Here is a 26,712-nt window from a genome sequence, read left to right as displayed (position 1 = left end):
TCACCACCTCCTCGCCGTTGGTGACGGCGGCGGAGAGGGCTCAGCGCTGGTTGTCCTCCGGCAGGTGCCGGATGGACTCGCCGCCCTTGTGGTGGCCGGTGCGGTCGAACAGGGTCGCGAGGGTGTGTTCGATCCGGGTCAGCGCGCCGGTGAACGCGTCGTTCACCGAGCCCGCGCGGTTCGTGACGACGACCGGCTCGCGGCCGGCGGGAAACGCTTCGATCACGCACCGCAGGTCTTCCCCGTCGGTGCCGCCGCCCATTTCGTCGCTCAGGTGGACGTCGATCCGCGTGAGGCGGTCGGCGAAGCGCGCCAGCTTCGTTTCGACCTCGGACTCGAGGTACCGGATCAGGTCTTCGTCGCTGTGCAGGTTTCGGTCGGTGCTGATCTGGATCTGCATTCCGGGCTTCCCTTCTCCGGGCCGGCGGCGGGCGGCGCCGACCCCGACTATGTCACAGGCGCGGCGGCGACCTGGCGCCGGTGGAGACGCGTTGTGGCTGGTCAGCGACGTCGGCTCGGCGACGAGGCCGTGTTTTTCGCCTTCGCCGGACGAAGGTGCCGGCCCGCGCGGCGGGGGGCCGGCCGGACCTCGCTCGGTGAGACCGGCCCGTGATCGTTTCGACACCTCGGCCCGGTTGGATACCGGAGGCAATTCGCTGACGCACGAGGAGGTGCGGTGCTCGAAGCGCTCGGCCTGACCGCCGACGAGGAGCGGGTGTTCCGCGTGCTCGTGGGCGGCTACCGTGCCGCCCCGGGTGAGGTGGCCGCGCGGCTGGGGCTGGCCGTGGCCGAGGCCGAAGGGCTGCTCGTCGGGCTCGTGGCGAAGCGGCTGGTGAGCCGCACCGGGGAGCACTACGTGCCGGCGCCGCCCGACGTTTCGCTCGGGCCGCTGCTGCGCCACGGCCAGGCGGAGCTCGAAGTCGCCCGCGTGGCGGTGACGGAGCTGGCCGAGCAGTACCGCGACAGCGCGCGGCGCCGGGATTCGTCGAGGCTGGTCGAGGTCGTCACCGGGGCGGAGGCGATCCGGCAGCAAGCGCTGAGCCTGCAGCGCGACGCGCGCGAGGAGGTGCTGTGGTTCTGCCGCGAGGCGCCGATCGCGATGGCGGCGGCGGAGAACGACGAGGAGTTCAGCGCACTGGCCCGCGGGGTGCGGTTCCGGGTGCTCTACGAGACCGCGCTGCTCGAGGAGCCGGGTGCGATGGCGGGCCTCGCCGAGGGGATCCGGCTGGGGGAGCGTGCCCGGACGATCGCGAAGCTGCCGGTGCGCCTCGCCGTGGCCGACCGGGCGCTGGCGCTGTGCCCGCTGGCCGACGACGAGGCCACGGGTGAACCGACGGCCGCGCTGGTGCTGGGCAGCAGCCTGGTGACCGCGCTGGTGGCGCTGTTCGAGAGCTACTGGGAACGCGCCTCTCCGGTGCGGATCGACGGCGTGCCCGGCGACGCCCCGCTGTCTCCGGACGAGCGCCGGCTGCTGTCGCTGCTCGTCGGCGGCGTGAGCGACAAGTCGATAGCGAAGCACCTCGGCGTGAGCCACCGCACGGTTCAGCGGCGGCTGCAGGACCTCATGCAGCGGGCGGACGCGCAGAGCCGGATGCAGCTGGCGTGGCAGGTCGCGAAGCTCGGGTGGCTCGACAGCTGAGGGTCTGTCCATTTCGGACCGCGGGCCGGGTGTCCACTGCGGACACCCGGCCCGCGGGTCACCGCAGGGGCAGGCGGTAGACGCCCGCGCCCGTGCCGGCGAGGAGCCAGCGGCCGTCGTCGGAGGCGAGCAGGGCGCGGACGTCGCGGTCGGCCGGCTGGGTGGGCAGCGCGGTGAAGCGGCGACCGCCGTCGCGGCTGACGAGCACGCCGGCGCCGGGTTCGTACTTGTCGGCGGAGGAGACGTACAGCGTGCCGTCGCGGGTGAAGGCCGCGTCGGAGTAGCCGGCGGAGCCGACGCCGGCCGCGGCGCGGAAGGTGGCTCCGCCGTCGGTGCTGACCTTCACGAAGCCGGCGCCGGCGACCACGACGTGGCGGGCGTCGCGCGGGTCCACGGTCACGTGGGCGACCTCGCCGTCGAAGACCTTCCGCGCGGTGGCTCCGCCGTCGGTGCTGCGGTAGAGGCCGGTGACGTCGCCGATCCACACCGCGCCGCGGGCGCGCGGGTCGACCGCGATGGACTGCACGCCGTCGAGGCCGGCGAGCGCGTGCTGGGTCAGGGTGCGGCCGCCGTCGTGGCTCGTGTAGACGGCGGGTGTGAGGTAGCTGGCCGCGTAGACCGTGTCCGGGTCGTGCGGGTCGACGACGAGCGCGCGGGAGTTGCCCGGCACGGTGGCGAGCTGCTGCCAGGTGGTGCCGCCGTCGCCGGAGCGCTCGACGGTGAAGCAGTCGACCTCGCAGTAGCCCTGACGCACGCGCAGCACGGCCTTCGCGGAGACGGCCGCGAGCGCGCCGACGGAGTTGCCCAACGTGTGCGGGGCCTGGCCGGTCCAGCCCCAGTCCTGGTAGCCGTCGGCGAGGTGCGTCGCGAGCGGCGCGGTGGAGCGGTAGGTGCCGCTGCGCGTGGCCGCGAGGAGCGCCGGGCCGACGGTGGTGAGGGCGTTGACCTCGGTGTCGGGCACGCCGATGCGCCGGAACGTCGCCGAGTCGCGCGTGGTGAAGATCCCCGCCGCGGCGGCCACGACCTGCTCGTGCGGGCGGTCGGGGAACGCGCCGACCTCGGAGTAGAGGTCGATCTTGCCGGTCGCGGCCGGGTGGTCGATCCACGTGCGGCCGCGGTCGCGGCTGACCCAGACGTCACGCGCGCCCGCCGCGCCGTCCGGCTGCGGCGAGGCGATGGACTGGACCTCGATCTCGCCGGCGGAGGTCAGCCCGGTGAACGCCGTCGCGTCGTCGGCGCCCCACGGCCCGGTCAGCGCGCGGAAGGTCCGCCCGCCGTCGGTGGAGAGCACGCCGCGGCCGAGCACCCCGGAACCGATGACGATGCCGTCGCCCGCGCTCAGGCTCGCCAGGTACGACGTGGCGGGCACCGGAAGCTTGCGCGCCGCCCGCGGGTGGCTCAGCGCGCTGTCGACGACGTGGATTTCGGTACCGGCGCTGAGGAAGAGGTGGTCGCCGTCGAGGGCGAGGTCGGTGACCCCCGCGGGTGAGCCCGGCAGCTTCGCCCAGTGGCGGCCGTGGTCGGTGCTGGTGAGCACGCCGTCGTCGCCCGCGGCGAACACGTCCTCGCCCGAAGCCGAGACCACCACGGACGAGAGCAGTCCCGGGCTCGTGGCGACGACGCGGAACGTGCGCGCCGCGTCGTCGCTGCGCAGCACCTCGCCGGTCCCGGTGGCCGGGTCGTCGGCGGCGACGTAGACGACGGAGCCGTCGCGCGGGTCGGCCGCGATGGCGGTGCCGGTGACACCCCACGGGCCCGGCGTGGTCCAGGTGGCGCCGTGGTCGTCGGTGCGGTACACGGCGCGTCCGCTGTCGGGCAGCACGTACAGCCGCGCCGGGGCGTCGGGTGTGAACGCGAGGTGGCCGCCGGCGCTGTTCGGGCCGACGAGCTGCCACGGCGAGGCGTGGGCGGGCTCGGCCGCGGCGGGGACGGCCAGGGCGAGGGACAAGCCGGCGGTGAGCGCGGCCAGCTTCCAGGGTCTTGCGTGCATCCGGACAGCCTGGGGCAGCCCGGGCGCGGCGTCACGATCTTCGCGGTGACCTAAATACGACAGGTCGCACTTTGGCCACTTTTCGCGCCGGGCGGCAGCGCCCGGTAAGGACGGGGCGATCCGCTGCCGCTGTTGTCCAGGGTCCGAAGATGTGTGGCGACGACGAAGGGATGGACCGGTGCCTCTCGAGGGCGAGTACGAGCCGAGTCCGGTGCGGTACGTGCGTGATCAGGTGGAGCTGTACGAGAGCTCGGGCGGGACGGAGGGCACGATCTCGCCCGACGTCGGGTTGCCCGTGATCATCCTGACGACGCGGGGTGCGAAGAGCGGGAAGATCCGCAAGACGCCGCTGATGCGGGTGGCGCACGAGGGGACGTACGTGGTGGTCGCCTCGCAAGGCGGCGCGCCGAAGCACCCGGTGTGGTACTTCAACGTGAAGGGCGACCCGCGCGTCGAACTGCAGGACGGCCCGGTCCGGCGGGACATGCGGGCGCGGGAGGTCACCGGAGCGGAGAAGGCCGAGTGGTGGGCCCGCGCGGTCGCCGTGTACCCGTCGTACGCGGAGTACCAGGGCAGGACCGACCGGGAGATCCCGGTGTTCGTGCTGGAGCCGGTCGAGGCCGGCTGACCGGTCGCGACCACCGCCGGTCCGCCAGACCCGTCCACGACGCCCAGGAGCAACGATGAACGAGAAGCCCACTATTCACGAACTCCACCAAGTGGTGGATCTCGAACTGTCCGAGGTGGCCCGCAGCGCCGATCCGGTCGGTGACGACGTGCCCGAGCGGGACCTCTACGAGGCGGAGCTGCGCAGCTTCCACGACGCGGTCGCGGTCGAGGAGAAGGCGGAGGAGCTGGATCGCGACTCCGCCGGTTGACCGGGCCGGACCCGGCGAGTTTCGGTTGTGCAGAAGGGTTCTGAAGGTGCGGCCGGGTGCTGGCGGGCCGCCGCTGGTTCCCGTCTGCGCAACTCGGTGGTGGGGCCTGGCGTTTCGCGCCGGGTCCCCAAATTCGTGCTGCCCGATCTCACCTTCCGCTGCTGGCTTATCGGGCCACGGCTCCTCGGCGGTAGTTGATCATGCGGTGCGCGGATTTACGGTGGGACGCATGCGGGTAGTGGTGGATGGTGCGGCGGCGCAGGACGCGCACGGTTTCCTGGCGAAGCTGCGCGAGTCGGCGCCGGTGTGCCCGGCTTCGACGGCTCGCCAGGCGGCGGCGGTCCTGGTCACGGGGTACGGGGACGTGCGCGCCCTGGTGGGTGACGGGCGCGTCCGCCACGATGTGCGGTCGAAGGCCGAGCGGGAGGCCGCGGCGGAGCACCGTGCGCTCACGCCGCGCGAGGAGCTGATGTACCGGGCGATCGGCATCAGCATGCTGTACCGCGACCCGCCCGATCACACGCGCTTGCGCGGGCTGGTGAACCGGGCCTTCACCCCGCGCGCGGTCGAACGGCTCCGGCCGCGGTTGTCGGCGGTTGCCGACGAATTGCTCGATGCGTTCGCGCCGGATCGGCCCGTGGATCTGGTGGCCGAGTTCGCGGTGCCGCTGACCACGTTCGCGATCTGCGAGCTGCTCGGCATCCCGCAGGGCGACCGCGCCGTGTTCTGGGGCTGGGCGCAGGCGATCAATGACGCGGACGCCGGTGACGGGTATTACGAGGCGCTGGCCGAAGCGGTCGAGTACCTGAGCGCGTTGATCGAAGGGAAACGGGCGGACCCGGGGGCGGATCTGCTGTCCGAGCTGATCGCGGTGTCCGATGAGGACGGTGATCGGCTGAGCCCGGACGAGCTGGTCGCCACGTCGCTGCTGCTGTTGATCGCCGGGCACGACACGTCCGTGCACTTGATCGCCAACGCCGTGCTGTGCCTGATGGGCGCACCGGATCAGCTCGCCGCGTTGCGGGCGGATCTTTCGTTGGTGGACAACGTGGTCGAAGAGGTGCTGCGGTACGAGTCGCCGGTGAACATCCTGCCGGCGCGGTTCGCCGGTTCGGCGATCGAGCTGGCCGAAGGCACCATTCCCGAGGGGGAGACGGTGTTGCTGTCGGTGCTCTCGGCCAACCGGGACGCGTCGGTGTTCCCGGACCCGGACCGGTTCGACATCACGCGCTCGGGTGCGGGCCACCTGTCGTTCGGGCACGGCATCTACTACTGCCCGGGCGCGCCGCTGGCCCGGCTGGAGGGACGGCTCGCCGTGACCGCTTTGGTCACGCGGTTTCCGCACCTGCGCCTCGCCGTCGCCCCGGACGCACTCCGGTGGCGGGACAGCACGCTGATGCACGGCCTGGAGAGCTTGCCCGTCCGGACCACTCGGTGATCGCGTCCGAATCGGACGGTTACGCGCTGGGCCGGTCCGCGGCGGAGACCGATCGGCTGCGCCTGCAGGCCGAGATCTACGGGCCGCACACCGCGTTCCTGCTGACCCGGGCCGGGATCGCGCCGGGCACGCGGGTGCTGGATGTCGGCTGCGGCGCGGGCGACGTGACGCTGCAGCTGGCCCGGCTGGTCGGACCGGGTGGCGAGGTGATCGGGGTCGACGCCGACCCGGCCGTGCTCGGGGTGGCCCGGGCCCGAGCGGCGGACGCCGGGCTGGCCCACGTGTCGTTCGTCGAGGCGCGGCTGCCGGACGTGCCGCTCGACGAACCGGTGGACGCGGTGGTGGGGCGGCTGATCCTCATCCATCTCGAGGAACCGGCGGCGACCGTGCGTGCGCTCGCCGAACGGGTGCGGCCCGGAGGGATCGTGACCTTCCAGGACCTCGTCAGTGCCCGAACTCGAACCGTGCCGGCGGGCCCGATCACGACCGGGATCATCGGTTTGGTGGCCGCGGCGGCCGAAGCGGTCGCCCTGGACGTGAACGTGGGCGAGCGCCTCGCGGCGATCCTGAGCGATGCCGGCCTGTCGGTCGTGGGCGCGGCGTCGGCCACCCCGGCCGGTTCCGCGGATTCACTGACGCCGCGCTACCTCGCGGAGCTCACCCGCAGCATGCTGCCGCTGATCACCGCCCACGGCCTGGCCACCGAGGACGAGGTGGACGTCGACACCCTCGCGAAGCGAATCGCCGAGGAGATGGCGGCGGAACGCGCCGTGCTGTGGCTGCCGGAGCTCGCCGCCGCGTGGGCGCGGATCCCTGGGCGACACCTCGCCGGCGTGACCGTCGAGCACGCGGAATAGGGGCCACAGCACGGGTTCTGAGCACCGCGTCACCGGAGACGGGTGGTGGTGATCACGTCGAGGACCCGCTGCCGATCCTCGGGTCGGAGGTAGAGGTAGTGCCCGGCGTCGGGCAGGACGTGGACCTCGGCGTGGGCGAGGAGGGCCCGGAGGTTCGCCGCGGCGGCGGCCGGATCGTGGACGACACTGCGGCCGCCGAACAGTGCCACCACCGGCACCCGGATCGCTCGCAGGTCGTCCTCCCGCGGACAGGTCTGGACCGGGACCCGGGCGCGGTAGGCGCGGATCCCCGCCACGATGACTTGGGCGGCGGGCTGGTCGAAGATGTCCTCTCCCGCCGACCAGGCCAGAAAGCGCCGCCAGGAGCTGTCGCGGTTCAGCACCGCCGCGGCGGCACCGCGCCACTGGACCGCCGCGCTGAACCCGGCACTGACGGTGGTGGGGTCGAGCAGGGCGATCGAGGCGAGCCGGTCGGGGGCGTGGATGGCTTGGTTGACCGCGTGCCAGCCACCGGTCGAACCTCCGACGAGGTGGACCCCGCGCAGTCCGAGCGCCGCCAGGACGTCGTCGAGACCCCGAGCCCGATCGCCGACGCCCGTGAACGGCGCGGTCTGCACACTGCGCCCGGCTTCGCCGAGCGAATCCACGGCGTAGACCGGGCCGTGGCGCGCGAGTCCGGGAATCAGCGCCGCGTAGGAGGCGGAGGTGCCCCTGAGGCCGGGCAGGAGCACGACCGGGTGCGCGCCGGCGCCGAAGCGGTAGACGCGGGTGGTGCCGTGGCGGCCCGGGACGTCGTACACCTCGTCCGGCGGCGGACTTTCCCGCATCGCGCGCTCGTAGAGGTCGAAGTACCGCTGCTGTGCTTCGGGATTCTTGAACCTGCCGATGCCTTTCATGCCGGCGACGCTAGTTCGCGAGGCCCCGGCGGTCTTGGACGAACGTAAGATGGCGGCATGACGGAGTGGTCGCTCGTCGTGCCCCGCGGGGAGGTCACGAGAGCACAGGGGAGGCACGTCTTCGGGGCTTCGCGCGTCCCGGGAGTTCTCACGTACGCGGCTCACGACTTCCCCGCCGCGGACGCGATGGCGTGGCGGGTCACGCCGCTGGGCGCGATCACCCTGGTGCTCGACCTCGAGGCGCCGGTGCGGACGCTGCCGTCGTCGCCGGTTCTCGGGCTGCGTGACCGCCCTCTGCTCGTGTCGCAAGGCGGACCCGCGCGAGGAATCACGGTCGCGCTGGCACCGGCCGCCGCGCACGCGTTGTTCGGGATACCGCTGCGCTTGCTGGCCAATACGAGCGTCGGCGCGAGCGACCTCCTCGGGCGCGAGGTGGGCCTGTTGACCGAACGGCTCGTGGCCGCCTCCGGCTGGTCCGCGCGGTTCACCCTGCTCGACGACTTCCTCCGGCCCCGGGTGCTGGCCGGCCCGGCCTTGGCCGCGCCGGTGCAGGCGGCGTGGCAGCGGCTGACGTCCGGCCCGGTCCGGGTCGACGCGGTGGCATCGGAGCTCGGCTGGACGCGCCAGCACCTCACGGCCCGGTTCCGCGAGGACATCGGCCTCTCGCCCAAGACGGTCGGCCGGATCGCCCGCCTGCACCGCGCCGTGTCCCTGCTCCCCTCGGCGCGATCCTGGGCCGACCTCGCCCTTCGCTGCGGTTATGCGGACCAATCCCACCTCAACCGCGATTTCCGCGGTCTCACCGACTGCACCCCCACCGAATTCCTCACCGACAACGGGTAGTCCCGCGCGATGGTGAATGCGGTGCCACGTTCGGCCGTCCTCGGAAATGCCCACGGGGTGCGGATTTTCGGCCGACAGGCACTGCGTGATCGAGAGCGAGCGCTACTTCCTCAACGCTCGCCCCGGATTTCAGTCGCGCCGGTGCCGTCCGGTGCGGAACAGTTGCGGTGGACGGACGGGCCGGCCCTCGGCCAGATGCCGCGGCACGCCCGGATCGGTCAGCTCGCCGATGAGATCCGCGACCGCCACCAGCCGGGTCGGGGCGTTCGCCGGAGACTCGGCGTCCGCGAGCGGAACCCACGCGTTGCCCGGTTCGGCGGAGTCCACGCAGGACGCCACGACCACGCCGGTGCGGATCGCCACTCCTTCGCCGTCCGCCTCCCGTTCGAGGTAGGCCAGATGTCTTCCCACCGCGTAGTCCACCGCTCTCGCTTCGGCCGCAGCCTGCTTTTTGCCGTCGTCGGCCATCGCCGCCCCCTCCTGATGCACTCCGGCAGAACGACCGCCGGGTCCGGGGCGGCACAAGACTCGGCAGAGGACTCTACCGGGAAACCTGACGAAAGCGCCCAAATAGCCCGAACGGAGGACTGGTCACCGTCCGAAGTGGAGGCGCGCGACACCGGAATCCCCAGCCGGCCGCCGGTCCGTCGGTGGATTGTCGAACGTCGCTCCGCCGCACCCGGCGAATCCGCTACGCCGTCCGGAGCACCTCTTCGCGGCCGCCGGCCTCAGTCGCCGGGTGGCTCCGCGTGGAGGATGTCGGTGGCGCGGACCAGGTTCACGGGCGCGTCCGGCGCTGTGTCACGTTGCCGCACGGGCACCCAGGTGGTGCTGGTGTGTTCGTCGCGAAGGCTGCGGCCCGCGATCGTGCCGCTGCGCTCCTGCCATTCGGATCCCGCTCCGGCCCGCCGCCGCCCGGCCGGACCGCGAACCCGGCAGAGATAGCGCACCTGCCACCCCGGCGGATAACCGCCCGCGTCGCGGGTGGGCCATTCGGCCTTCGTGGTGAGGCCGTTCAGGTGCCGGCGAGCAGGTTCGTGCACCGGCTGATCGTGCGGACCGTCGTCCACCGCCACGACTCATCGCCCCGATCTCATAACGGGTTCCATTCACCTGTCGCCGGGGTCCGGGGCGGAAGTGAACAGCGTACTCGCGCTTCCGACCCGCGGTCGTTCCTCCGCTCGGGTGTTCTGCGGCGAATGGGCGGGATGTCACCGGAGTGGCGGACTCGGCGAATTCCTCTTCGCCGTTCTTTTCGAAAGTATATTCGAAACACCGTCTTCCCTTTGCCGCGGTGATCGGCGTCGGCGAGAACCCACCACCGCCGCTCGGGGGTGGTGCGTTTCTCCCGTCTCCGCGATGCTGGCCTCGAAGCCGGACCAGGGGAGGTGACCGTGAAGGTCGTGATCGTCGGAGCGGGGATCGGGGGGCTGACCGCGGCGTTGCGGCTGCACCACGAGGGCATCGAGTGCGTCGTCCACGAGCAGAGCGAGCGGGTCAGCGAGCTGGGAGTGGGGATCAACGCCTTGCCCCACGCGGTGAAGGAGCTCGCGGCGCTGGGGCTGCTCGACGCGCTCGACGAAGTCGGGATCCGCACCCGCGAGCTGTTCTACACCCACCGGCTCGGGCAGGTGATCCTGCGCCGGCCGTGCGGGCTCGACGCGGGCTTCACGCTTCCGCAGTTCTGCCTGCACCGCGGCCGGCTGCAGGGCATGTTGCTGCGCGCGGTGCGGGACCGGCTCGGCCCCGACGCGGTGCGGACCGGGCACCGGCTCACCGGGTTCGACCAGGACGCCCACGGCGTGCGCGCGCGGTTCGCCGACCGGCGAAGCGGCACGGAGGTCACGGTTCCCGGTGACGTCCTGGTGGCGGCCGACGGAATCCACTCGGCCGCGCGGTCGCTGCTGTTCCCCGCCGAGGGCCCGCCGCGGTGGAACGGCGTCCTGATGTGGCGCGGCGCCACCGACTGGCCGGAGTTCGACGGCGGACGGTCGATGATCGTCGCCGGCGGCACCGCGGCGAAGCTGGTGATCTACCCGATCGGCGCGGGCCGCAGCGCCGGCACCCGGCTCACCAACTGGGCCGTCTGCATCCGGACCGGGCAGCCCGGCGCGGCCCCGCCGGAGCGGCAGGACTGGGCCAAACCCGGCGACCGGGCCGAGCTCGCCCGCCACCTCGGGCGGTTCTCCTCGCCCGTGGTCGACCACGTCGCACTGGTCGAGGCCACCGAGGAGATCTTCGAGTTCCCGATGTGCGACCGCGACCCGCTGCCCGCGTGGTCGCACGGCCGCGTGACGCTGCTCGGCGACGCCGCGCACCCGATGTACCCGATGGGCTCCAACGGCGCCGGCCAGGCGATCCTCGACGCCACCAGTCTCGGCCACCACCTGGCGCGCCACGCCGATCCCGTCGAGGCGCTCGCGGCGTACCAGGCAGATCGCCTCGCGGCCACCGGCGAGATCGTGCTCCGCAACCGCCAGGGCGGGCCGGAGAACGTGATCGACGAGGTCGAGCGTCGGGCACCGGACGGGTTTTCCCGCCTCGAAGACGTGATCGACGCGGCGACGCTGGAGGCGATCGTCACCGGCTACGCGCAGGCCTCCGGGGGCTCGCAGCAGCAGGTGAACAAGTGACGGTTCAGGCGCCCTCCACCGAACCCGGCGGCAGGAAGTCGACGTCGTGCAGCGCCGAGACCCGCACGACCTCGGCCGGGTCCGTGAGGTTGTGCAGCTTGTCGAACAGTTCCGCGAGCCGGCCCGCCGGGCTCACCCAGAACAGTCCGCGGGTGATGCCCTCGCTGCGGTTGTAGTAGGCGTGGGGCAGGCCCTTGGGCATCCGGACCGTGTCGCCGGGGCCCGCGGTCTCCCACGCGCCGTCGAGGTAGAGGGTGAACACGCCTTCCAGGATGTAGATGTGCTCGTCCTGCGTCGGGTGCACGTGCGGCGGGACGCCGGTTCCCGGCGGGTCCAGGGTCTCGAACGCGAAGCTCGATTCGCTGGCCGCCTTCATGGAGTAGGTGTGCCCGAGCACGTTCCACACCTTGTTGCGCATCCCCTCCTGCGCGAGCGTGATCCCCTTCGGAAGGGGACCGAGCACGATTTCCTCGCCGGTCATGGCACCTCCTGGCCGCTGGTCCGTCAGCTACGCACTCTGCGCCACCCCCGTGCCGATGTACAGCCGCCGGAGGGACCTACCGGTCGGGCGAGGCCTGCGCCAGCCGCTCCTGCACGCGGGCGTGACGGAATTGGTAGACACCACCGGCCTGGCGCAGGACACCGCGGCGGTGGGCGTCGTCGAGGAAGTGCATGAGCCGCCAGGGAAGCCGGCCGGTCGCGGCGAGCCAGAGGTGGTGCACGAAGTAGTTGCCCCAGGCGCGCGTGACCAGCACCGCCAGGCCGATGCCGCCACCGAAGCACAGGCCGACCACGAACGGCAGCACCGGATCCGTCGCCGGCGGGAACACCTGACCACCGGCGATCGCGCCCGCGACGCCGTAGCACAGCGCGCCGACGCCACGGGCCATGAAGAACCCGAACAACGCTCCCGCCAGGCCGCCCGCGACCGCGAGCGCCAGGTCGAACCGGCCGCCCAGCACGGGCAGGAACCGCGTCTGCGCGGTGAACGCGAACGCGATCCCGTCGAACAGCCCCGCGGACACCAGGAAGGAGACCGACAGCGCGATCGCCCCGGTGCGTTCGTTGCGCAGGATCGTCGCCGGACTCGACACGCGGCTGGCGTCGACCGGTTTCGCGAGCCACACGTGCACCCCGAACACCACGCCGAACACGAGCGCCAGCAAGACGACCAGCCCGGGGGCCAGCGACCAGCCCAGCCCGAGCGCGACGCCCACCACGGCACCGACCGCGAACCGGCCGGCGAACTTGCCCGCGGCGCCGACGAAGCGCAGTTCGGTGCGCAGGGGCTCGGGCGGGCGTCCGAAGCGGTGGGTCAGGTAACCGGCGCCGCCGAACGACAGGGCGTAGATCGCGGCCAGCTCCGGCCCGTCGGACAACCGGCCCGTCGCGAGGAACAACAGCGCGATCAGCACCCCGACCAGCGCGGCCCGGGTCCCGGCGGGCACGGCCCGGTGCAGCTGCCACCAGGCCAGGTCGCGGCTGCGGGCCCGTTCGAGGTGCCGGGCCAGGAAACCCAGCCAGCGGTTGGCCTGGTCCGCCGTGTACCGCCCGGACGGGCTGGTCTTCGGGTTCCGGCCCGGCGGCTGCGGCACCTGCGCGTAGGCGTGGGGGAGGAACGAGTCGAGCAGCTGCGCTTCCAGCGCCGCCGCGTCGTCCGCGGCGAGTAGCTCCCCGGGATCCTCGCCGGGACGGCCGTAGCCGATCCGCGCGAGGTCGACCATCAACGGTGTGCGCAACACGCGCCCCAGCGGCCCGTCGGGGTCCCGGCGCAGCCGCTCGGCCACCGGGTGCCAGCGGTCGGAGCCGGCGCTGTCCCGGGCGGACAGGTAGGTGATCGCCTCCTGGCGGCTCACGGGTTCGAGCCGCACCACCGTGGCCGAGCCCAGCACCGTGCCGGATTCGCGCGTCACCTGCTCGTACTCGGCGGAGCGGCAGGTCAGGACCAGCGAGCGGCCCACGGCCATGGTCTGGTCCAGTGCGTCGAGCGCCGCGACGCGCAAATCGGCGGGCATCTCGTCGAGCCCGTCGAGGACGGGGACCACGTGGCCGCCGAGGACGAGCCGGGTGGGCGCGTCGGGCCCGTACTCGCGGGCGTTGAGCAGGGCCGGGTGGTTGTCGGCGAGCCGCCGCGCCAGCCACCGGTCGAGGTGTTCGCGCCCCGGGTCCCACGAGGCCAGCGACAGCAGGACCGGAACCGGCGCGCCCGGGGCCCGGCTGCGCAGCAGCTCCAGCGTCAGCACCAGGGCGAGCACCGACTTCCCGGAGCCGGGATCGCCGAGCACGACCAGCTGCCGTGAGGGCAGCTCCGCGTACGTCTCCGCGATATCGTCGAGGTCACCCCGCAGCGCGGGCTCTCCCGGCCGCGCGAGGGCCGACCACCGCAGGGCGATCGGCTGCGGCCGGTGCAGGGACCGCAGCTCGGCTTCGGCCCGCCACTGCCACGTGACGGCTTCGGCCAGCTCCGCCACCGCGCGGCCGAAGTGGTGATCAGGCGGGGATTCCCGGTCGGGTTCGGGGTCGGGGGTGGTGGCGACCGCGGCGTTGGCAGGCGTGCTGTCGACGGGGGCGGCGGCGGGCGTGGCGTCGGCCAGGATCTGCTCGTGGAGCCGGCGCAGGTCGAGGTTCGGGTCCACGCCGAGCTCGTCGGCAAGCCGCCGGCGCAGGCCGTGGAACAGCGTCGAGGCTTCGGCGTAGCGGCCTTCCTCCGCGAGCGCGCGCATCAGGAGCAGGTGGGACGGTTCGCGCACCGGGTGCTCTCCGCAGAACGCGGTGAGCTCACGCACCACCTCGTCCGTTTCGCCGAGCCGCAGCTGCCACTGCGCGCAGAGCTCGACCGCGTCGGCGCGCTGTTCGTCGAGCAGCGCGGCCCGGCCGGCCAGCGTGGTCGTGCGCAGCCCGTCGAGCGCCGGGCCACGCCAGAGGGCGAGCGCGCCGCGGATCTCCTCGACGGCGTCGACGAGCTTCACCTGCCCGGCGAGCGCTCGCGCCGCGGCGACGTGGCGGCGGAACCGGAGCGAGTCGAGGTCGTCGGCGTCGATCTGCAGGCGGTACCCGGGCCCGTCGGTGACGATCAGCGCGCCGGTGTCCCCGAGCCGGCCGCGCAGCGCGGACACCGAGTTGCGCACCTGCTTCACCGCCGTGGTCGGCGGCTCGTCCTCCCACAGCGCGTCGATCATGCGCTCCACGGGCACGACCGAGTTGGGACTGAGCAGAAGGACGGCGAGCGCCCGCTGCTGACGCGGACTCGCCAGGACGACCCGGTCCCCGTACGCCCGCACTTCCAGCGTCCCGAGAATCCGGAACCTCATGCACATCCCCCCTCGGCCTCAAGGCTAGCGCCCGGCACCTCGTCCGAAACGCGCAGGTCGCGGGCCGCGGAGGTCGACGCGAGGACGAAACGAGGACGGCTTCGGGGACCCTGGGACCACGGCGAACGAGGGGAACGCCGGGTGAGACCCGGTGGCGGGCGCGTCGTTTTGGGGGTCGCGCCCACCACCGGGACCGCCGCGGCGGCATCGGCCGGCGAAGGTGTTTGTCGGCGAGCGGGCCGGGGAGCCTGGTCGCAGGTGACCGCCACGCCTGCGGGGCCGTCGCCGCGAGGCGGGCCGGTCGAACTTCGCACCGGTCGAGCTTCCGGCCGTCAGTCCGAATCCCGATGGTCTGAACCCTGACGGTGCGGTGCCGGGTCTGCTTGCCGCCCGCCCGCACCCGCGCGGAACTCGACTCGCCGCCCGCCGGCTCGAGGTGGTTCCGGGCCGCGCCGCGGCGCCACAAGAAGGAGCCAGGCCCGGCCGACCACCGCGGAAATCGTCGAATTCCACCCCTGAACGAGGTGTTTGTTCGCCACGATTTCACGTGGGTGAACGAGCATGGCCGAATCGACATCGACCTGCGACGATCGGACAACGGGCACCGCGACCGGTTTCCGGTCGACCCGAGCACTGACCTTTTCGTCCTTCTCGGAAAGGAGCGCCGGATCCATGTCGATCCTGATCTTCGCACTCGGAGCGGCGCTGTTGATCTACAGCGCTGAAAAATTGATCGGTTATCTCGTCGGTGCGGCGGCCGGCCTGCGCATCTCCGTATTCCTGCTCGCGATCATCTTCACCGGGATCGAATTCGACGACGTCGCCCTCGGCGTCGCGCTGAACGTCGAAGATCTCAGTGAAGTCGCGTTGGGGACGGTCTTCGGAACGGCGATTTCGATGATCGGAATAGTGCTCGCCCTCGCGGCGATCGTTTCGCCGACCAAGGTGGACATCCCGCGCCCGTACCTGGCGCTGTTCGTCGCGGCACCGCTGCTGCTGATCCCCTTCATCGTCTTCGGGCCGCTCACTCCCGCCTACGGTGTGGTGCTCGTGCTGCTGTTCGTGCTCTTCATCGGGTATGTGGCCAAGCGGGAGCTCAAGCGCAGCACGCCGGTCTTCCGCAACGCGGAGATCCTCGAGAAGCTGGAGGTCGGCCGAAGCTCCGCCGGAGCCGGCGAGGCCGCCGACCCGCGCCCGGCCGATGTGCCCACGGACAAGCCGCCGTTCGTCGTCACGATGCCGTTCGACAAGAACCGCCCGATCCCCGGCTCGGCCGCGATCGCCTTCGCCCTCGTCGCGCTGGTCGGTCTCGTCGCCGGCGCCGCCGTGACCAGCTACGGCACGAAGGGCATCCTCGAGGACTTCCACATCCAAGGCGCCCTCTTCGGCGCCACCATCGCCACGCTCGTGCTCACCCTCGAAGACCTCTTCCTCACCGTCGAACCCACCCGCAAGGGGGCGCCCGAGCTCGGTGTCGGGAACGTGATCGGCAGTGTGGTCTTCGGGGTGACCGCGAAGCTCGGCATCATCCTGCTCGCCGGCGGCAGCATCGTCGTCGACCGGGACGTGCTCTCCTGGCACCTCCCGTTCCTCGTCGGGATGACGGCCCTCGCGGCGTACTTCCTCTTCACCCGCCGGCTCAAGCGCTGGCACGGGTTCGTGTTGCTCGGGCTCTACCTCGCGTACTGGGCCTTCAGCTTCGCCTTCTTCGGGGGAGCACCGATCGAAACGGATTGAGCAGCGGGCTAACCCGCGGCGCCGGGGACCCCGGTCGGAGAACCCCGGTGCGGGCGGGGGATCAGGGGAAGATCGCGGGCCGGCGATCCGGCGTTCGCGGCCTCGACCGCCCGGGCCACGAGGTGGTGGTCGGGGGAGAGGTGGCACACCGGGTCGGTGCGGGCGGCGTCGCCCGTGAGCTGGAACGCCTGGCAGCGGCAGCCCCCGAAGTCGAGCTCCCGCCGGTCGCAGCCGCGGCAGGGCTGCGGCATCCAGTCCGTGCCCCGGAACGCGGTCATCACCGGCGCCTCGGCCCAGATCCGCGCCAGCGTCGCCTCCCGCACGTTGGCTCGCGGCAACGGCAGGGACTGGGCGGCCGGGCAGGGCAGGACGTCGCCGTTCGGCGTCACGGTCAGCTGCCGGGAAGCCCAGCCGCCCATGCACGGCTTCGGGTAGCGGCTGTAGTAATCGGGCAGGACGTAGAGCACGTCCATCCGGTCCCGCAGGCGTTCGCGGGCGGCCCGGACCACGACCTCGGCCGCGTCGAGCTGGGCCCGGCTGGGCAGCAGCGCGTCGCGGTTTCGCCAGGCCCAGCCGTAGTACTGGGTGTTGGCCAGCTCCACGCGATCGGCACCGGCCTCCTCGGCCAGCTCGAGCAGCTCGGCGACCCGGTCGATGTTGCGCCGGTGCAGCACCACGTTCACGGTGAGCGGCCAGCCCAGGTCCTTGACCACGCCCATCGCCGTGATCTTGCGCCGGAACGACGGGGTCCCCGCGATCCGGTCGGACGCGTCGGCTTCGTCGGCCTGGATGCTCACCTGCACGTGGTCGAGACCGGCGGCGCGCAGCTGCTCCGCCCTCGGCCGCGAGAGCCCGAAGGCGCTGGTCACGAGGTTGGTGTAGAGGCCGAGCCCGTGGGCCTCGGCCACGAGCTCGACCAGGTCGCGCCGCAGCAGCGGTTCCCCGCCGGACAGGTGGCACTGCAGGATCCCGAGGTCGCGGGCCTCGGCCAGCACGCGCCGCCACTCGTCGGTGGTCAGCTCGTCGGAGTAGTCGCCCAGGTTCAGCGGGTTCGAGCAGTACGCGCAGGCCAGGGGACACCGGTAGGTGAGTTCGGTGAGCAGTCCGAAGGGGCTATCCATCGGTGAGCTCCACGCAGCGCCGGGCGACGAGCCGGGTCAGGAACCGGCACACCTCGTCGTCGGGCACGTGCTCGTACCGCGTGCCGAGCTCGGCCTCGACCTCGGCCACGGTGCGCCGCCCGTCGCACAGCTCGAGGATGGCCGCACCGCTGCGGTTCAGCACCACCACCGTCTCGGGATGCAGCAGGACGTGGCGCCCGCGGGACGCGTCGAAGGTGAGCCGCACGTGGCGCGCCAGCCGCGGTCGGTCCGATGTGGACACAGCGGGGCGGGTCGGGGAGTCCGTGGCGTCCATGGTGATCACTCCGGGTAGGTTCGGTCGATCGCGTCCATCAGGCTCCACAGGACGTCGCACTTGAACGAAAGCGCCTCCACGGCGCGCGCCTGGGACTCGGCGGACCGGCAGTGCGCGGTGACCACCTCGAGGGCGTGCTCGCAGTCGCGCGGAGCCTGCTCGAGCCGGGCGCGGAAGTAGGCGAGGCCCTCGGGAGCGATCCACGGGTACCACCGCTCGAACGCGGCCAGCCGCTCCGCCATCAGGTCGGGGGCGAACAGCTCGGTGAGCGACGAAGCGATCGCCTCGACCCACGGGCGGGTCATGGTGAAGTGCACGTACGCGTCGACGGCGAACCGCACTCCCGGCACCAGGTGCCGGTGGTCCTGCACCTCCTCGCGGGTGAGCCCGGCGGCCTCGCCGAGGCGCAGCCACGCCTCGATGCCGCCCTCCCCGGCGTGGCGGCCGTCGTGGTCGACGATCCGGCGGATCCACCGACGGCGGACCTCGAGGTCGGGACAGCGGGAGAGGATCGCCGCGTCCTTGCGGGGGATGTTCTCCTGGTAGTAGAAGCGGTTGGCGATCCAGCCCCGCACCTGCTCGCGGCTCAGCCGGCCCGCGTTCATCCGGACGTGGAACGGGTGCTGGTCGTGGTAGCGGCGCGAGTGGGCCCGCAACATCGCCACGAACTCGTCGGTCGTCGCGGCGGTGGTCCTCATTGTCGTTGTCATGCCTTACACCTCGACCTCGAGTCCGTCCACGGCCACCTCCAGGCCCGCGGCCTCCACGAGGTGCCGCTCGGCCGTGTCCTCCAACAGGAGGGGGTTGGTGTTGTTCAGGTGCACGAAGATCACCCGCCCGATGTCGAGCGACGGGAGCCGGGCCAGAGTGCCGTCCGGGCCGTCGACCGGCAGGTGGCCCATCTCGTGCGCCGTCTTGCCGGCCAGGCCGAGCCGGACCAGTTCGTCGTCACGCCAGCAGGTCCCGTCGATCAGCAGGCATTCGCAGCCCATGATCTCCGCGCACAGCCGCGGCGTCAGCGCCTGCATGCCCGGCAGGTAGACCAGCCGTCCTCCGCTGCGCTCGTCGGTGAGCCGGTAGCCCACCACCCGCCCGTGCTCCGCCCCGGGACCGAACCGCGCGCGTTTGGTGGTGGGCACGTCGAACGCGCGGAAGGAAAGCCCGGCGGTCAGGGACACGTCGGCGCCGGGGATCACCGCTCGCCACTCCACGGGGCAGTAGCGTTCGAGCGTGCGCAGCAGCCCCGAGCCGTCGCACAACGTCTTGTGCACCGCCGGCGTGGCGTACAGCCGAAGATCGGCGGCCTCGCGCAGCAGGAGCAGGCCCAGGGTGTGGTCGAGTTCGGCGTCGGTGAGCAGCACCGCCTCCACCGGCGAGGTCCGGTCGCCGCCGTTCGGCCGCGGCCCGCGCAACGCCTCGATCTGGGTGCGGACGTCGGGGGAGGCGTTGAGGAGGAACCACCGGCGGTGATCGGCGCTCACCGCGACCGAGGACTCGGTCCGCACGGGTGCCGCCCCCGCGCGCACGGCGGTGCAGACCTCGCAGCCGCAGTTCCACTGCGGAGAGCCGCCTCCCGCGGCCGAACCCAGTACCCGCAGCCACATCCCGGCACTCCGTCCCCTGGTCATCGTCCCTGGTCGTCGTCCGTGGTCGTCCGGTGCGGCGGCGGCGCCGGACCCGGATCCGGCGCCGCCCCACGACCTCTAGTCGTCCAGCTGAGCGATGTACATGGTCACCTCGGGCGCAACTGCGATCTCGTCGAACTCGGGCGTCTCCCACACATCGAGTCGAGACTCCATCGATTCACCTCCTCTGCCCCGTTCGGCGGGGGTTGTCCGGGAGTGTCAGGCCGATTCCGGGAGGGCGAACACGAACAGGGCGCTTCCGTGCCCCGCACCCAGCATCCCGGGGAGGAACCCCTCGGCCCAGCCGCCCCAGCCGACCGGCACGGCGATGTACTGCCGGCCCTCGACCGTGTAGGTGGTCGGGCTGCTGTGGTGGCCGCTTCCGCACTGGAACTGCCAGAGCAGCTCCCCGGTGCGCGCGTCGAGTGCGTTGAACTCGCCCGTCGCCTCGCCCGCGAACACCAGGTCTCCGCCGGTGGCCAGCGTCGACGCGCACATCGGGAGTTCGTTGCGCCAGCGCCACTTCTCCTCGCCGGTGCCGTCGAACGCGCTGACCGAGCCGGTCATGTCGTCCGCGTCCACCTGAACCCCGGCGCCCCAATAGGGGATGCTTTCCTTGAATTCCCGGCGGCGGCGGGTGGCCGTGGCGCCGGTGTCCTGGACCGGGACGTAGAAGAGCCCGGTCTTCGGGCTGTAGGACGCGTGCGTCCATTCCTTGGCACCGGCCGGACCCGGGTAGAAGTGGACCGGTTCGCCCTCCTTCTCCGGGTACAGCTTGGGCGTGACGCGCCCGTCGCGCGTGACCGCGCCCCACGTGATGCGGTCCACGAAGGGAGTGGCCTGGATCAGCGTGCCGTCCGTGCGGTCGAGGACGTACATGTAGCCGTTCTTGTCGAAGTGCGCGAGCAGCTTGCGGCCGTCCATTTCGAACAGGATGCACTCGGCGATGCTGTCGTAGTCCCACAGGTCGTGGGGCGTGCACTGGTAGTGCCAGCGGATCTGGCCGCTGTCCGCGTCGACGGCCACGATGCTGTCGGTGTAGAGGTTGTCGCCTTCCCGGACCTCGCCGTCGAAATCGGGTGCCGGGTTGCCGGTACCCACGTAGAGCAGGTTGGTCTCCGCGTCGAACGTGCCGGTGACCCAGCAGTTCGCGCCGCCCCGCGCCCAGGCCTCGCCGTCGGCGGGCCAGGTCTCCGAACCGGGTTCGCCGGGCTTCGGCACCATGTAGCAGCGCCACTGGTGCTCCCCGGTCTCGAGGTCGAACGCGTCCAGGTGCCCGCGCACGCCGAACTCGCCGCCGGAACTGCCCACGATGACCATGTTCTTCACGATCAGCGGGGCGACGGTGGCGCTCTCGCCGGCCCGGACGTCGCCGAAGGTCTTGACCCACACCATCTTCCCGGTGGTCGCGTCGAGCGCCAGCAGCCGAGCGTTGGCCGTGACCAGGAAGACCTTGCCCTGGGCCACGGCGCACCCGCGGTTCACGTTCCCGCAGCACAGGGACACGTCGAACGGCACGGCGTGCTTGTAGCGCCAGATCTCCACCCCGGTCTTCGCGTCCAGGGCCCAGATCCAGCCGTCCCAGCCGGTCACGAACATGATCCCGTCGACCACGATCGGGGCGGCTTCGAAGGAGTAGGTCGACGCGCCCGCGATCAGGCCCGTCGTCCCGGCCTGGAACACCCAGGCGGGGACCATCCGCTTCACGTTCTCCGTGGTGATCTGGTCCAGCGGGCTGTAGCGCTGGCCGTTGTATGCGCCGTAGTAGGTGAGCCAGTTCTGCGGTTCTTCGCGGGCGTTGAGGATGCGCTCGTAGTTCACGCCGGCGGTCACCGGCGCCGCGACGTCCCCGCCCGGGATCTTGAAGCTCAGGTTTCCTTGGTCGATGGCCTCGCCGGCGTCGACGTAGTCTTCCGAGGTCGTCATCTCTTCGTCCTCCCTACGGCTGCGGCTGCTCGGGTCGGTCGAGTCGAGCTTCCGGTGGCGCGTCGCCCAGGACGACGATGGCCCCGGTCAGCCCGCGGCCCTCGTCGTTGCCGGTGGGTGAGCTGAACCAGTAGTAGCCCGGTCCGTCGAGGTTGAGCGTCGCCCGGCCCTTCGAATGGTTGACCAGCCAGATGAACTTCCGGTCGCCATTGCTCGGCAGGAGCGCGCAGTGGGTGTTCTTGTCGTCGTTCACGAGCTCGAGATCGATATCGCCTCCGTGGGGCATGACCAGAATGGAGGGATCCCACATCAGCTCGTCCTCGTTGATGCGAATGGTGGCCTGCATGCGGCCATCGGATCCTTCGCTGGCCCGCCCGATCTTCCCGGTGCCCAGCACCCGGCCCAGTGTCGCGTGGTTCTGCACGTCCAACCCGAGCTCTTTGAGCAAGTCGGTCCGCTCCGGCGCGGTCGTCATCGGCTTTCACCTTCCTCATCCCGATCTTCGTACCGACTTTGCATCGGTCGCATCGAAGGTGCTCTGTCGTGGCGATACGCATTTCGAAAGGAAGAGTCCTGCGAAATTCGATCTTATTTCCCGCCACATCCGACGCCCGACTGAAAATCGGTGGTCAATGCGCACGCTACGCCGGGAAAAACAGGTCGACAACCGCGCGCGACGGGCGGAGCGGCTTTTGCCGTTCACGCGCCTTCGGCCACCGTTCACACCCGATTCGCCACCGCTGCGCGGGGAACGGGACCGCGCGAAAACCCGCCTCGAGGAGGCGTGCGGAAGCCGGTGAAAAATTCGGCCGGCCGAAATCCGCCGGCGTCGCGAAACAAAAGATCAGGCGCGATCGAGGTTCATGACCTTGTCCCACGCGGCCACGAAGTCGCGCACGAACCGATCTTCCGCGTCCTCGCTCGCGTAGACCTCCGAGAGCGCCCGCAGCTCGGAGTCCGACCCGAAGACCAGGTCGACCCGGCTGCCGGTCCACTTGAGATCGCCAGAGGCCCGATCGTGGCCCTCGAAGACCGCCGCGGTCGAACCGGTCTCCGGGCGCCGTCGCCACTCCACGCCCGGGTCGAGGAGGTTCACGAAGAAGTCGTTGGTCAAGAAACCGGGCCGCGAGGTGAACACGCCCAGCGGCGACTGCCGGTGGTTCGCCCCCAGCACGCGCAGGCCGCCCACGAGCACGGTCATCTCGGGTGCGCTCAGGCTCAGCAGGTTCGCCCGGTCGACCAGCAGCCGCTCCGGTGTCCGCCGGTCGCCCTCGGCCTGGTGGTTGCGGAACCCGTCCGCGACCGGTTCGAGCGCGGCGAACGACTCCGGGTCGGTCCACTCCTGCGTCGCGTCCGTGCGGCCCGGGACGAACGGGACCTCGACGGGGTGGCCCGCGGCCCGCGCGGCCCGTTCGACGGCGGCGGCCCCGCCGAGCACGATGAGATCGGCGAGCGAGATCCGCTTGCCGCCGGCGTGGGCGGTCGTGAAGGACTCCTGGATCCCCTCCAGGGTCCGCAGCACCCGCGCGAGCCGGTCGGGCTCGTTGACCGCCCAGCTCCGCTGCGGGTCGAGGCGGATGCGCGCCCCGTTCGCGCCGCCGCGCCCGTCGCTGACGCGGAAGGTCGAGGCCGAGGCCCACGCGGTGGACACGAGCTGTGAGACCGTGAGCCCGGAGGCGAGGATCTCGCTCTTGAGCGCGGCGGTGTCCGCCGCCGAGACGAGTTCGTGGTCCACGGCGGGGATCGGGTCCTGCCACAGCAGCGGTTCCGCCGGGACCAGCGGTCCGAGGTAGCGCCGTCTCGGCCCCAGGTCGAGGTGCGTCAGCTTGAACCAGGCCCGGGCGAACGCGTCGGCCAGCCGGCTCGGGTCCGCCAGGAACCGGCGGGCGATCGGTTCGTAGCCGGGATCCACGCGCAGCGCGAGATCCGTCGTCAGGATCGTCGGTGCGTGCGTTTTCGCCGGGTCGTGGGCGTCGGGCACGGTGCCGGCGCCGCCGCCGTCCCGCGGGATCCACTGCCACAACCCGGCGGGACTGAGCTCCAGGTCCCACTCGTAGCCGAACAGGGTCTCGAAGAAGCTGTTGTCCCACCTCGTCGGGGTGGGCGTCCACGTGCCTTCGAGCCCGCTGGAGATGGTGTCGGCGCCCTTGCCGGTGCCGTGGCCGCCGCGCCAGCCGAGCCCCTGCTCTTCGAGGGGCGCGGCCTCGGGCTCGGGGCCGAGGAACGCTTCCGGTTCGGCGGCACCGTGGGTCTTGCCGAACGTGTGCCCGCCCGCGATCAGCGCGACGGTCTCCTCGTCGTTCATCGCCATGCGGCGGAACGTCTCGCGGATGTCGCGCGCGGCGGTCACCGGGTCCGGGACAGTGTGCGGCCCCTCCGGGTTCACGTAGATGAGGCCCATCTGCACGGCCGCGAGCGGCTTCTCCAGCTCGCGGACGCCACCGTGGCGCTCGTCGCCGAGCCAGACGTGCTCGGGACCCCAGTACACGTCGTCGTCGGATTCCCAGACGTCTTCGCGGCCGCCGGCGAAGCCGAAGGTGGTGAAGCCCATCGTCTCCAGCGCGCGATTGCCGGCGAAGACCATGAGGTCGGCCCAGGAGATCTTGCGGCCGTACTTCTTCTTCACCGGCCAGAGCAGCCGGCGCGCCTTGTCCAGGTTGCGGTTGTCCGGCCAGCTGTTCTGCGGGGCGAAGCGCTGCATGCCTGTGGCCGCGCCGCCTCGGCCGTCCTCGACGCGGTACGTGCCGGCGCAGTGCCAGACCATCCTGAGCACGAGCGGCCCGTAGTGGCCGAAGTCGGCCGGCCACCACTCCTGCGAGGTCGTGAGCACCTCGTCGACGTCCCTCGCCAGGGCGTCGAGGTCCAGGGTCCGGAACTGTGCCGCGTAGTCGAAGTCCGGCCCCAGCGGGTTGGCCGCGACCGGGTTCTTCCGGAGGATCCGCAGGTCGAGCCGGTTCGGCCACCAGTCGCGGTTGTCCGCGGCCGCGGCCGGGCGACGGACGCGGTCGGCCGAGCGGGGGAGGCCGAGGCCACCCGCGCTCCGGTCGCTCGTCTCGCCGGCCACGGCGTCGGGCCTGTCGGACACGCGAAATCCTTCCTGGGAACTCAGATGCTCAGCGCGCGGCGCACGGCCGGCGCGTTGCGGCGGGAGACCGGCACCATCGCGTTCGCCCCGTCGTCCATCACGAGCCGCAGCTCGCCCTTGTGCCCTCGCTCGATCTCCCGGATGCGGCTGAGGTTCACCACGTACCGGCGGTGCACCCGCAGGAAGCCGGCCTCCGCCAGCTCGGTGTCGAGCTTGTCCAGGCTCGGCGAAGCGGCCCGCAAGCGTCCCTGCTCGGTGGACAGCCACACGTCGTTGCCTTCTGATTCCGCGAAGGAGACTTCCGGCAGCCCCAGCAGCACCATCCGGTTGTCGCGCATGCCGATCACGCGGCGGGGCGGCACACGCGGGCGCGCGGGCGCCTCCGCCTGGGGCAACTGGGCACCGTCGGAGACGCCGAACGAAACCAGGTGTCCGATCAGGTGCGAGAACGAGAAGACGGGCCGGATGCTGATCGCGGTCGGCTCGTCGGCGAGGTGGGTGAAGATCTGCGTCGAGCCGACCCAGTCCGGGTTGTGGGCCGCCTGCTTGCTGGCCTGCCGGGCCGCACCGATCAGTTCCGGCAGCCCGGGGTTCCACCGCAGCGTGGCGTCGACCGCCGGCGTGGAGGCCGGCACGCCCATGAGGACGCTCGCGGTGTCGTCCGCGATCACCGCCTTGCCCGCGGTGTCCACGGCGGCGAGCGGCGCGCTGGAGTGGGCGCCGGCCTGCGTGTAGGCCGCCACCAGCTCGGCGCCGGAGTCCCGCGCACGCCTCTTCAGCGCGCGCTGGGCGATGGCGACCGCGTTCGCCAGCCACCCGCCCGCGGACGGCGGAAGACGGCCGCGCCAGCACGAGAGGTTCAGGCTCCCGATCGGCTCCCCGGTCACCACGTCCCGCACCGCGATGCCCGCGCCGACCCAGTCGTGGAACGCCCGGCACCAGTGCTCGGCACCGCTGATCAGCACCGGGCCGTGCGCGTCGAGCGCGGTGCCGATGCCGTTCGTGCCCACCGCGCATTCGGACCAGCAGAACCAGGGCGCCAGGTTGAGCTCGGTGGCCCGGGCGAGGGTGGCCGGGTCGCCCCACTCGGCCAGCACCCGGCCGCCGGCGTCGGTCACGGTGACGATTCCGGGCAGGCAGGCCATTTCCTGTGCCACCGCGGCGGCGCGAAAACCGAGCTCGGCGAAGACCACGTCGTGCTCGGGCGTGTGGCGGCGCTCGACGGCAGCGACCGGCGCCGCACTCAGGTGCGGATCCACTCGGTACTGCTCCCGGCAGCGGTGCCAGGAGATCGCCACCAGGGGCCGGACGCCGGGGACTTGGTCCTCGCCCCGCACGAACCGTTCCCACGCCGCGAACACGGCGCCGCCACCGGGGCCCGCCGCCGCTGCCTCGAACCGATGTGCATCCTTCATGCTGGGGAACCGCCTTTGGTCCATCCCCGACGCTCGACGGCAAGCGCACGGTCCGCCCCGGTTCCCGCTCGCCCGGACCAGCCCTGGCTTGCCGTGTCGCTCGTTCCAGGTTGTGTCACCGACCGATACCGCCCACTGTAGGTACGGTTGGCGGGCCGCGCACGTCTCTCGGCCGGAGCACCGCGCGTAGCCGATCTTCGTGCGTCCGGAACATCCTGTGCCGCAACGGAAAATCGATCTCGGCGGCTTCCGTGGGCACCTGACCCGAGCGTGCGTGCGGTCCGGGTGGCTTCGGAGATCGACGGAAAGGACTGTGGTCGCCGCCGAGGCGTGGCACCGCGGCGGGCCGAGGTCGCGGCCTTCGAAACGCGCTTGATCGGGCGCAGGGAGTTCGCGGGCAGAGGTAGCTGACGGCGGTCCTGAACGTCTCCTGGTGAGGTCGAGAACCAGGGTTTTTCTGTAAACTGAATACACATTGAGCCTCCGGGGGCTGAGTTCGCCGCGTCAGCGACGTGGCACCGGGCGGCGCTCGCCCGGTGATCCAGCCGGCGCCCTCGGTGGCCCGCAAGGAAAGCGGGCGACGGCCTCGGCTCGGCTGCGGCGAGGCGTCTGCCTGCGGAAACGTTGTGATCTGGCACATAGGACCCGGAGACACGTCTTTCTGGTGGTGTCACAGCCTCTGCGCTGTCACCACCGCTGCTTCGCCCGGCGCCTACTGGGTCGTCACGACCGTCGCGGGGCTTCGGCGGGGCGCGCGAAAAGCCGTGGGAAACACGGTCTTCGACCCTTCCCGGAGCCACTCCGGCGCGGTGTCTCCCGCCGTGGCCGGCTCGCGGATCCGTCGTCTTTCCGCAGGTAGTGCGCTCGCGGCGCGGCGGTCAGGGCCTCGACGGAGCTTGCGCACCCGACGGTCCGGTGAAAGGGTCCGGGTCTGCCGCGCGTTCGGCCGAAGCGAGCTTCGAACCGGCGCGGTCGGTGCTCGGCGACCCGGTTCTGCCCGCTGTCGCGGCTCTGTCGCCCTCA

The 26,712-nt window shown here is 71.8% G+C and carries 25 protein-coding genes; 8 read left to right on the top strand and 17 right to left on the bottom strand.

Translation table 11 applies throughout. From position 1 onward, the window contains the following. Positions 1–40 precede the first annotated feature (40 nt). Positions 41–400, bottom strand: a complete 360-nt coding sequence (locus VSH64_RS15940) for an HPF/RaiA family ribosome-associated protein (RefSeq protein ID WP_326836378.1) — start codon at positions 398–400, stop codon at positions 41–43. Positions 401–676: 276 nt separating this feature from the next. On the opposite strand from VSH64_RS15940, the gene VSH64_RS15935 reads away from it, so the two are divergent. Continuing rightward, entirely contained in the window at positions 677–1,639 is a 963-nt protein-coding gene (locus VSH64_RS15935) for a LuxR C-terminal-related transcriptional regulator (RefSeq protein WP_326836376.1), read from the top strand. A gap of 58 nt (positions 1,640–1,697) precedes the next feature. Here VSH64_RS15935 and VSH64_RS15930 read toward each other — a convergent pair whose 3' ends face one another. Beyond that, the gene (locus tag VSH64_RS15930; protein ID WP_326836375.1) at positions 1,698–3,629 is read right to left on the bottom strand and encodes a hypothetical protein; all 1,932 of its coding nucleotides are present in this window, start codon (positions 3,627–3,629) and stop codon (positions 1,698–1,700) included. Between the two features lie 178 nt (positions 3,630–3,807). On the opposite strand from VSH64_RS15930, the gene VSH64_RS15925 reads away from it, so the two are divergent. The 4 genes from VSH64_RS15925 to VSH64_RS15910 all read left to right on the top strand — a co-directional run bounded on the left by VSH64_RS15925 (position 3,808) and on the right by VSH64_RS15910 (position 6,802). Beyond that, on the top strand, positions 3,808–4,257 hold the full coding sequence (locus VSH64_RS15925) for a nitroreductase family deazaflavin-dependent oxidoreductase (protein WP_326836374.1): 450 nt from the start codon (positions 3,808–3,810) through the stop codon (positions 4,255–4,257). Between the two features lie 55 nt (positions 4,258–4,312). Further along, the gene (locus VSH64_RS15920) at positions 4,313–4,507 is read left to right on the top strand and encodes a hypothetical protein (RefSeq protein WP_326836373.1); all 195 of its coding nucleotides are present in this window, start codon (positions 4,313–4,315) and stop codon (positions 4,505–4,507) included. Positions 4,508–4,736: 229 nt separating this feature from the next. Further along, a complete protein-coding gene (locus VSH64_RS15915) occupies positions 4,737–5,945 on the top strand; it encodes a cytochrome P450 family protein (protein ID WP_326836372.1) in 1,209 nt (402 codons plus the stop codon). Beyond that, the gene (locus VSH64_RS15910) at positions 5,942–6,802 is read left to right on the top strand and encodes a class I SAM-dependent methyltransferase (protein WP_326836371.1); all 861 of its coding nucleotides are present in this window, start codon (positions 5,942–5,944) and stop codon (positions 6,800–6,802) included. The genes VSH64_RS15915 and VSH64_RS15910 overlap by 4 nt, the downstream gene beginning before the upstream one ends. Positions 6,803–6,831: 29 nt before the next feature. On the opposite strand, the gene VSH64_RS15905 is transcribed toward VSH64_RS15910, so the two are convergent. After that, positions 6,832–7,698 (bottom strand): alpha/beta fold hydrolase, encoded by an 867-nt coding sequence (locus tag VSH64_RS15905; protein WP_326836370.1) that lies wholly within the window; start codon positions 7,696–7,698, stop codon positions 6,832–6,834. Between the two features lie 57 nt (positions 7,699–7,755). On the opposite strand from VSH64_RS15905, the gene VSH64_RS15900 reads away from it, so the two are divergent. Continuing rightward, a complete protein-coding gene (locus VSH64_RS15900) occupies positions 7,756–8,541 on the top strand; it encodes a helix-turn-helix domain-containing protein (protein WP_326836369.1) in 786 nt (261 codons plus the stop codon). A gap of 129 nt (positions 8,542–8,670) precedes the next feature. On the opposite strand, the gene VSH64_RS15895 is transcribed toward VSH64_RS15900, so the two are convergent. Together VSH64_RS15895 and VSH64_RS15890 are read right to left on the bottom strand one after the other, a co-directional pair. Then, positions 8,671–9,009, bottom strand: coding sequence for a hypothetical protein (locus VSH64_RS15895; protein ID WP_326836368.1), 339 nt, complete (start codon positions 9,007–9,009; stop codon positions 8,671–8,673). Positions 9,010–9,269: 260 nt separating this feature from the next. Next, positions 9,270–9,584: a hypothetical protein gene (locus tag VSH64_RS15890; protein WP_326836367.1), complete on the bottom strand. Its 315-nt coding sequence runs from the start codon at positions 9,582–9,584 to the stop codon at positions 9,270–9,272. Positions 9,585–9,935: 351 nt separating this feature from the next. On the opposite strand from VSH64_RS15890, the gene VSH64_RS15885 reads away from it, so the two are divergent. Beyond that, positions 9,936–11,174, top strand: a complete 1,239-nt coding sequence (locus VSH64_RS15885) for a flavin-dependent oxidoreductase (RefSeq protein WP_326836366.1) — start codon at positions 9,936–9,938, stop codon at positions 11,172–11,174. 4 nt (positions 11,175–11,178) lie between these two features. On the opposite strand, the gene VSH64_RS15880 is transcribed toward VSH64_RS15885, so the two are convergent. From VSH64_RS15880 to VSH64_RS15870, 3 genes are all read right to left on the bottom strand, one after another. Continuing rightward, on the bottom strand, positions 11,179–11,655 hold the full coding sequence (locus tag VSH64_RS15880) for a cupin domain-containing protein (RefSeq protein ID WP_326836365.1): 477 nt from the start codon (positions 11,653–11,655) through the stop codon (positions 11,179–11,181). A 76-nt stretch (positions 11,656–11,731) separates the two neighbouring features. After that, positions 11,732–14,485 (bottom strand): BTAD domain-containing putative transcriptional regulator, encoded by a 2,754-nt coding sequence (locus VSH64_RS15875; protein WP_326836364.1) that lies wholly within the window; start codon positions 14,483–14,485, stop codon positions 11,732–11,734. A gap of 332 nt (positions 14,486–14,817) precedes the next feature. Beyond that, the gene (locus tag VSH64_RS15870) at positions 14,818–15,159 is read right to left on the bottom strand and encodes a hypothetical protein (RefSeq protein WP_326836363.1); all 342 of its coding nucleotides are present in this window, start codon (positions 15,157–15,159) and stop codon (positions 14,818–14,820) included. Between VSH64_RS15870 and VSH64_RS15865 the strand changes: the two genes are divergently transcribed. Further along, positions 15,158–16,222, top strand: coding sequence for a sodium:calcium antiporter (locus VSH64_RS15865; RefSeq protein ID WP_326836362.1), 1,065 nt, complete (start codon positions 15,158–15,160; stop codon positions 16,220–16,222). The two genes, VSH64_RS15870 and VSH64_RS15865, sit on opposite strands and share 2 nt — an antisense overlap. 8 nt (positions 16,223–16,230) lie before the next feature. Here VSH64_RS15865 and pqqE read toward each other — a convergent pair whose 3' ends face one another. From pqqE to VSH64_RS15820, 9 genes are all read right to left on the bottom strand, one after another. After that, positions 16,231–17,343 (bottom strand): pyrroloquinoline quinone biosynthesis protein PqqE, encoded by a 1,113-nt coding sequence (pqqE, locus tag VSH64_RS15860; protein WP_326836361.1) that lies wholly within the window; start codon positions 17,341–17,343, stop codon positions 16,231–16,233. Then, a complete protein-coding gene (pqqD, locus tag VSH64_RS15855) occupies positions 17,336–17,638 on the bottom strand; it encodes a pyrroloquinoline quinone biosynthesis peptide chaperone PqqD (RefSeq protein ID WP_326837961.1) in 303 nt (100 codons plus the stop codon). The genes pqqE and pqqD overlap by 8 nt, the downstream gene beginning before the upstream one ends. Positions 17,639–17,643: 5 nt before the next feature. Then, positions 17,644–18,348: a pyrroloquinoline-quinone synthase PqqC gene (pqqC, locus tag VSH64_RS15850; protein ID WP_326836360.1), complete on the bottom strand. Its 705-nt coding sequence runs from the start codon at positions 18,346–18,348 to the stop codon at positions 17,644–17,646. Positions 18,349–18,351: 3 nt separating this feature from the next. After that, complete coding sequence (gene pqqB / locus VSH64_RS15845; protein ID WP_326836359.1) at positions 18,352–19,266, bottom strand: pyrroloquinoline quinone biosynthesis protein PqqB; 915 nt, start codon at positions 19,264–19,266, stop codon at positions 18,352–18,354. A 75-nt stretch (positions 19,267–19,341) separates the two neighbouring features. Continuing rightward, positions 19,342–19,437, bottom strand: coding sequence for a pyrroloquinoline quinone precursor peptide PqqA (gene pqqA, locus VSH64_RS15840; protein WP_326836358.1), 96 nt, complete (start codon positions 19,435–19,437; stop codon positions 19,342–19,344). 45 nt (positions 19,438–19,482) lie between these two features. After that, positions 19,483–21,189 carry a PQQ-dependent dehydrogenase, methanol/ethanol family gene (locus VSH64_RS15835; protein ID WP_326836357.1) on the bottom strand — a complete coding sequence of 569 codons (1,707 nt, stop codon included), beginning with the start codon at positions 21,187–21,189 and terminating at the stop codon, positions 19,483–19,485. A gap of 13 nt (positions 21,190–21,202) precedes the next feature. Beyond that, the gene (locus tag VSH64_RS15830) at positions 21,203–21,664 is read right to left on the bottom strand and encodes an MSMEG_3727 family PQQ-associated protein (protein ID WP_326836356.1); all 462 of its coding nucleotides are present in this window, start codon (positions 21,662–21,664) and stop codon (positions 21,203–21,205) included. Between the two features lie 369 nt (positions 21,665–22,033). Then, the gene (gene katG, locus VSH64_RS15825) at positions 22,034–24,274 is read right to left on the bottom strand and encodes a catalase/peroxidase HPI (RefSeq protein WP_326836355.1); all 2,241 of its coding nucleotides are present in this window, start codon (positions 24,272–24,274) and stop codon (positions 22,034–22,036) included. A 20-nt stretch (positions 24,275–24,294) separates the two neighbouring features. Further along, complete coding sequence (locus VSH64_RS15820) at positions 24,295–25,689, bottom strand: DNA-binding protein (protein ID WP_326836354.1); 1,395 nt, start codon at positions 25,687–25,689, stop codon at positions 24,295–24,297. Positions 25,690–26,712 lie beyond the last annotated feature (1,023 nt).

Source organism: Amycolatopsis rhabdoformis, assembly GCF_035918295.1.
Classification (GTDB): Bacteria; Actinomycetota; Actinomycetes; order Mycobacteriales; family Pseudonocardiaceae; genus Amycolatopsis; species Amycolatopsis rhabdoformis.
Note: the sequence above shows the minus strand (reverse complement) of the source record. Positions and strands in the feature narration are given on the sequence as shown.

Bases quoted from the DNA above. Each gene is read 5' to 3' on its own strand.
- VSH64_RS15830 (WP_326836356.1), bottom strand. From the start codon at position 21,664: ATGACGACCGCGCCGGAGCGGACCGACTTGCTCAAAGAGCTCGGGTTG.
- pqqD (WP_326837961.1), bottom strand. From the start codon at position 17,638: ATGGACGCCACGGACTCCCCGACCCGCCCCGCTGTGTCCACATCGGAC.
- VSH64_RS15865 (WP_326836362.1), top strand. From the start codon at position 15,158: ATGTCGATCCTGATCTTCGCACTCGGAGCGGCGCTGTTGATCTACAGC.
- VSH64_RS15835 (WP_326836357.1), bottom strand. From the start codon at position 21,189: ATGACGACCTCGGAAGACTACGTCGACGCCGGCGAGGCCATCGACCAA.
- VSH64_RS15880 (WP_326836365.1), bottom strand. From the start codon at position 11,655: ATGACCGGCGAGGAAATCGTGCTCGGTCCCCTTCCGAAGGGGATCACG.
- VSH64_RS15900 (WP_326836369.1), top strand. From the start codon at position 7,756: ATGACGGAGTGGTCGCTCGTCGTGCCCCGCGGGGAGGTCACGAGAGCA.
- VSH64_RS15905 (WP_326836370.1), bottom strand. From the start codon at position 7,698: ATGAAAGGCATCGGCAGGTTCAAGAATCCCGAAGCACAGCAGCGGTAC.
- VSH64_RS15920 (WP_326836373.1), top strand. From the start codon at position 4,313: ATGAACGAGAAGCCCACTATTCACGAACTCCACCAAGTGGTGGATCTC.
- VSH64_RS15940 (WP_326836378.1), bottom strand. From the start codon at position 400: ATGCAGATCCAGATCAGCACCGACCGAAACCTGCACAGCGACGAAGAC.
- pqqB (WP_326836359.1), bottom strand. From the start codon at position 19,266: ATGACCAGGGGACGGAGTGCCGGGATGTGGCTGCGGGTACTGGGTTCG.
- VSH64_RS15875 (WP_326836364.1), bottom strand. From the start codon at position 14,485: ATGAGGTTCCGGATTCTCGGGACGCTGGAAGTGCGGGCGTACGGGGAC.
- pqqE (WP_326836361.1), bottom strand. From the start codon at position 17,343: ATGGATAGCCCCTTCGGACTGCTCACCGAACTCACCTACCGGTGTCCC.
- VSH64_RS15895 (WP_326836368.1), bottom strand. From the start codon at position 9,009: ATGGCCGACGACGGCAAAAAGCAGGCTGCGGCCGAAGCGAGAGCGGTG.
- VSH64_RS15870 (WP_326836363.1), bottom strand. From the start codon at position 15,159: ATGGATCCGGCGCTCCTTTCCGAGAAGGACGAAAAGGTCAGTGCTCGG.
- VSH64_RS15820 (WP_326836354.1), bottom strand. From the start codon at position 25,689: ATGAAGGATGCACATCGGTTCGAGGCAGCGGCGGCGGGCCCCGGTGGC.
- VSH64_RS15930 (WP_326836375.1), bottom strand. From the start codon at position 3,629: ATGCACGCAAGACCCTGGAAGCTGGCCGCGCTCACCGCCGGCTTGTCC.
- VSH64_RS15915 (WP_326836372.1), top strand. From the start codon at position 4,737: ATGCGGGTAGTGGTGGATGGTGCGGCGGCGCAGGACGCGCACGGTTTC.
- pqqC (WP_326836360.1), bottom strand. From the start codon at position 18,348: ATGACAACGACAATGAGGACCACCGCCGCGACGACCGACGAGTTCGTG.
- pqqA (WP_326836358.1), bottom strand. From the start codon at position 19,437: ATGGAGTCTCGACTCGATGTGTGGGAGACGCCCGAGTTCGACGAGATC.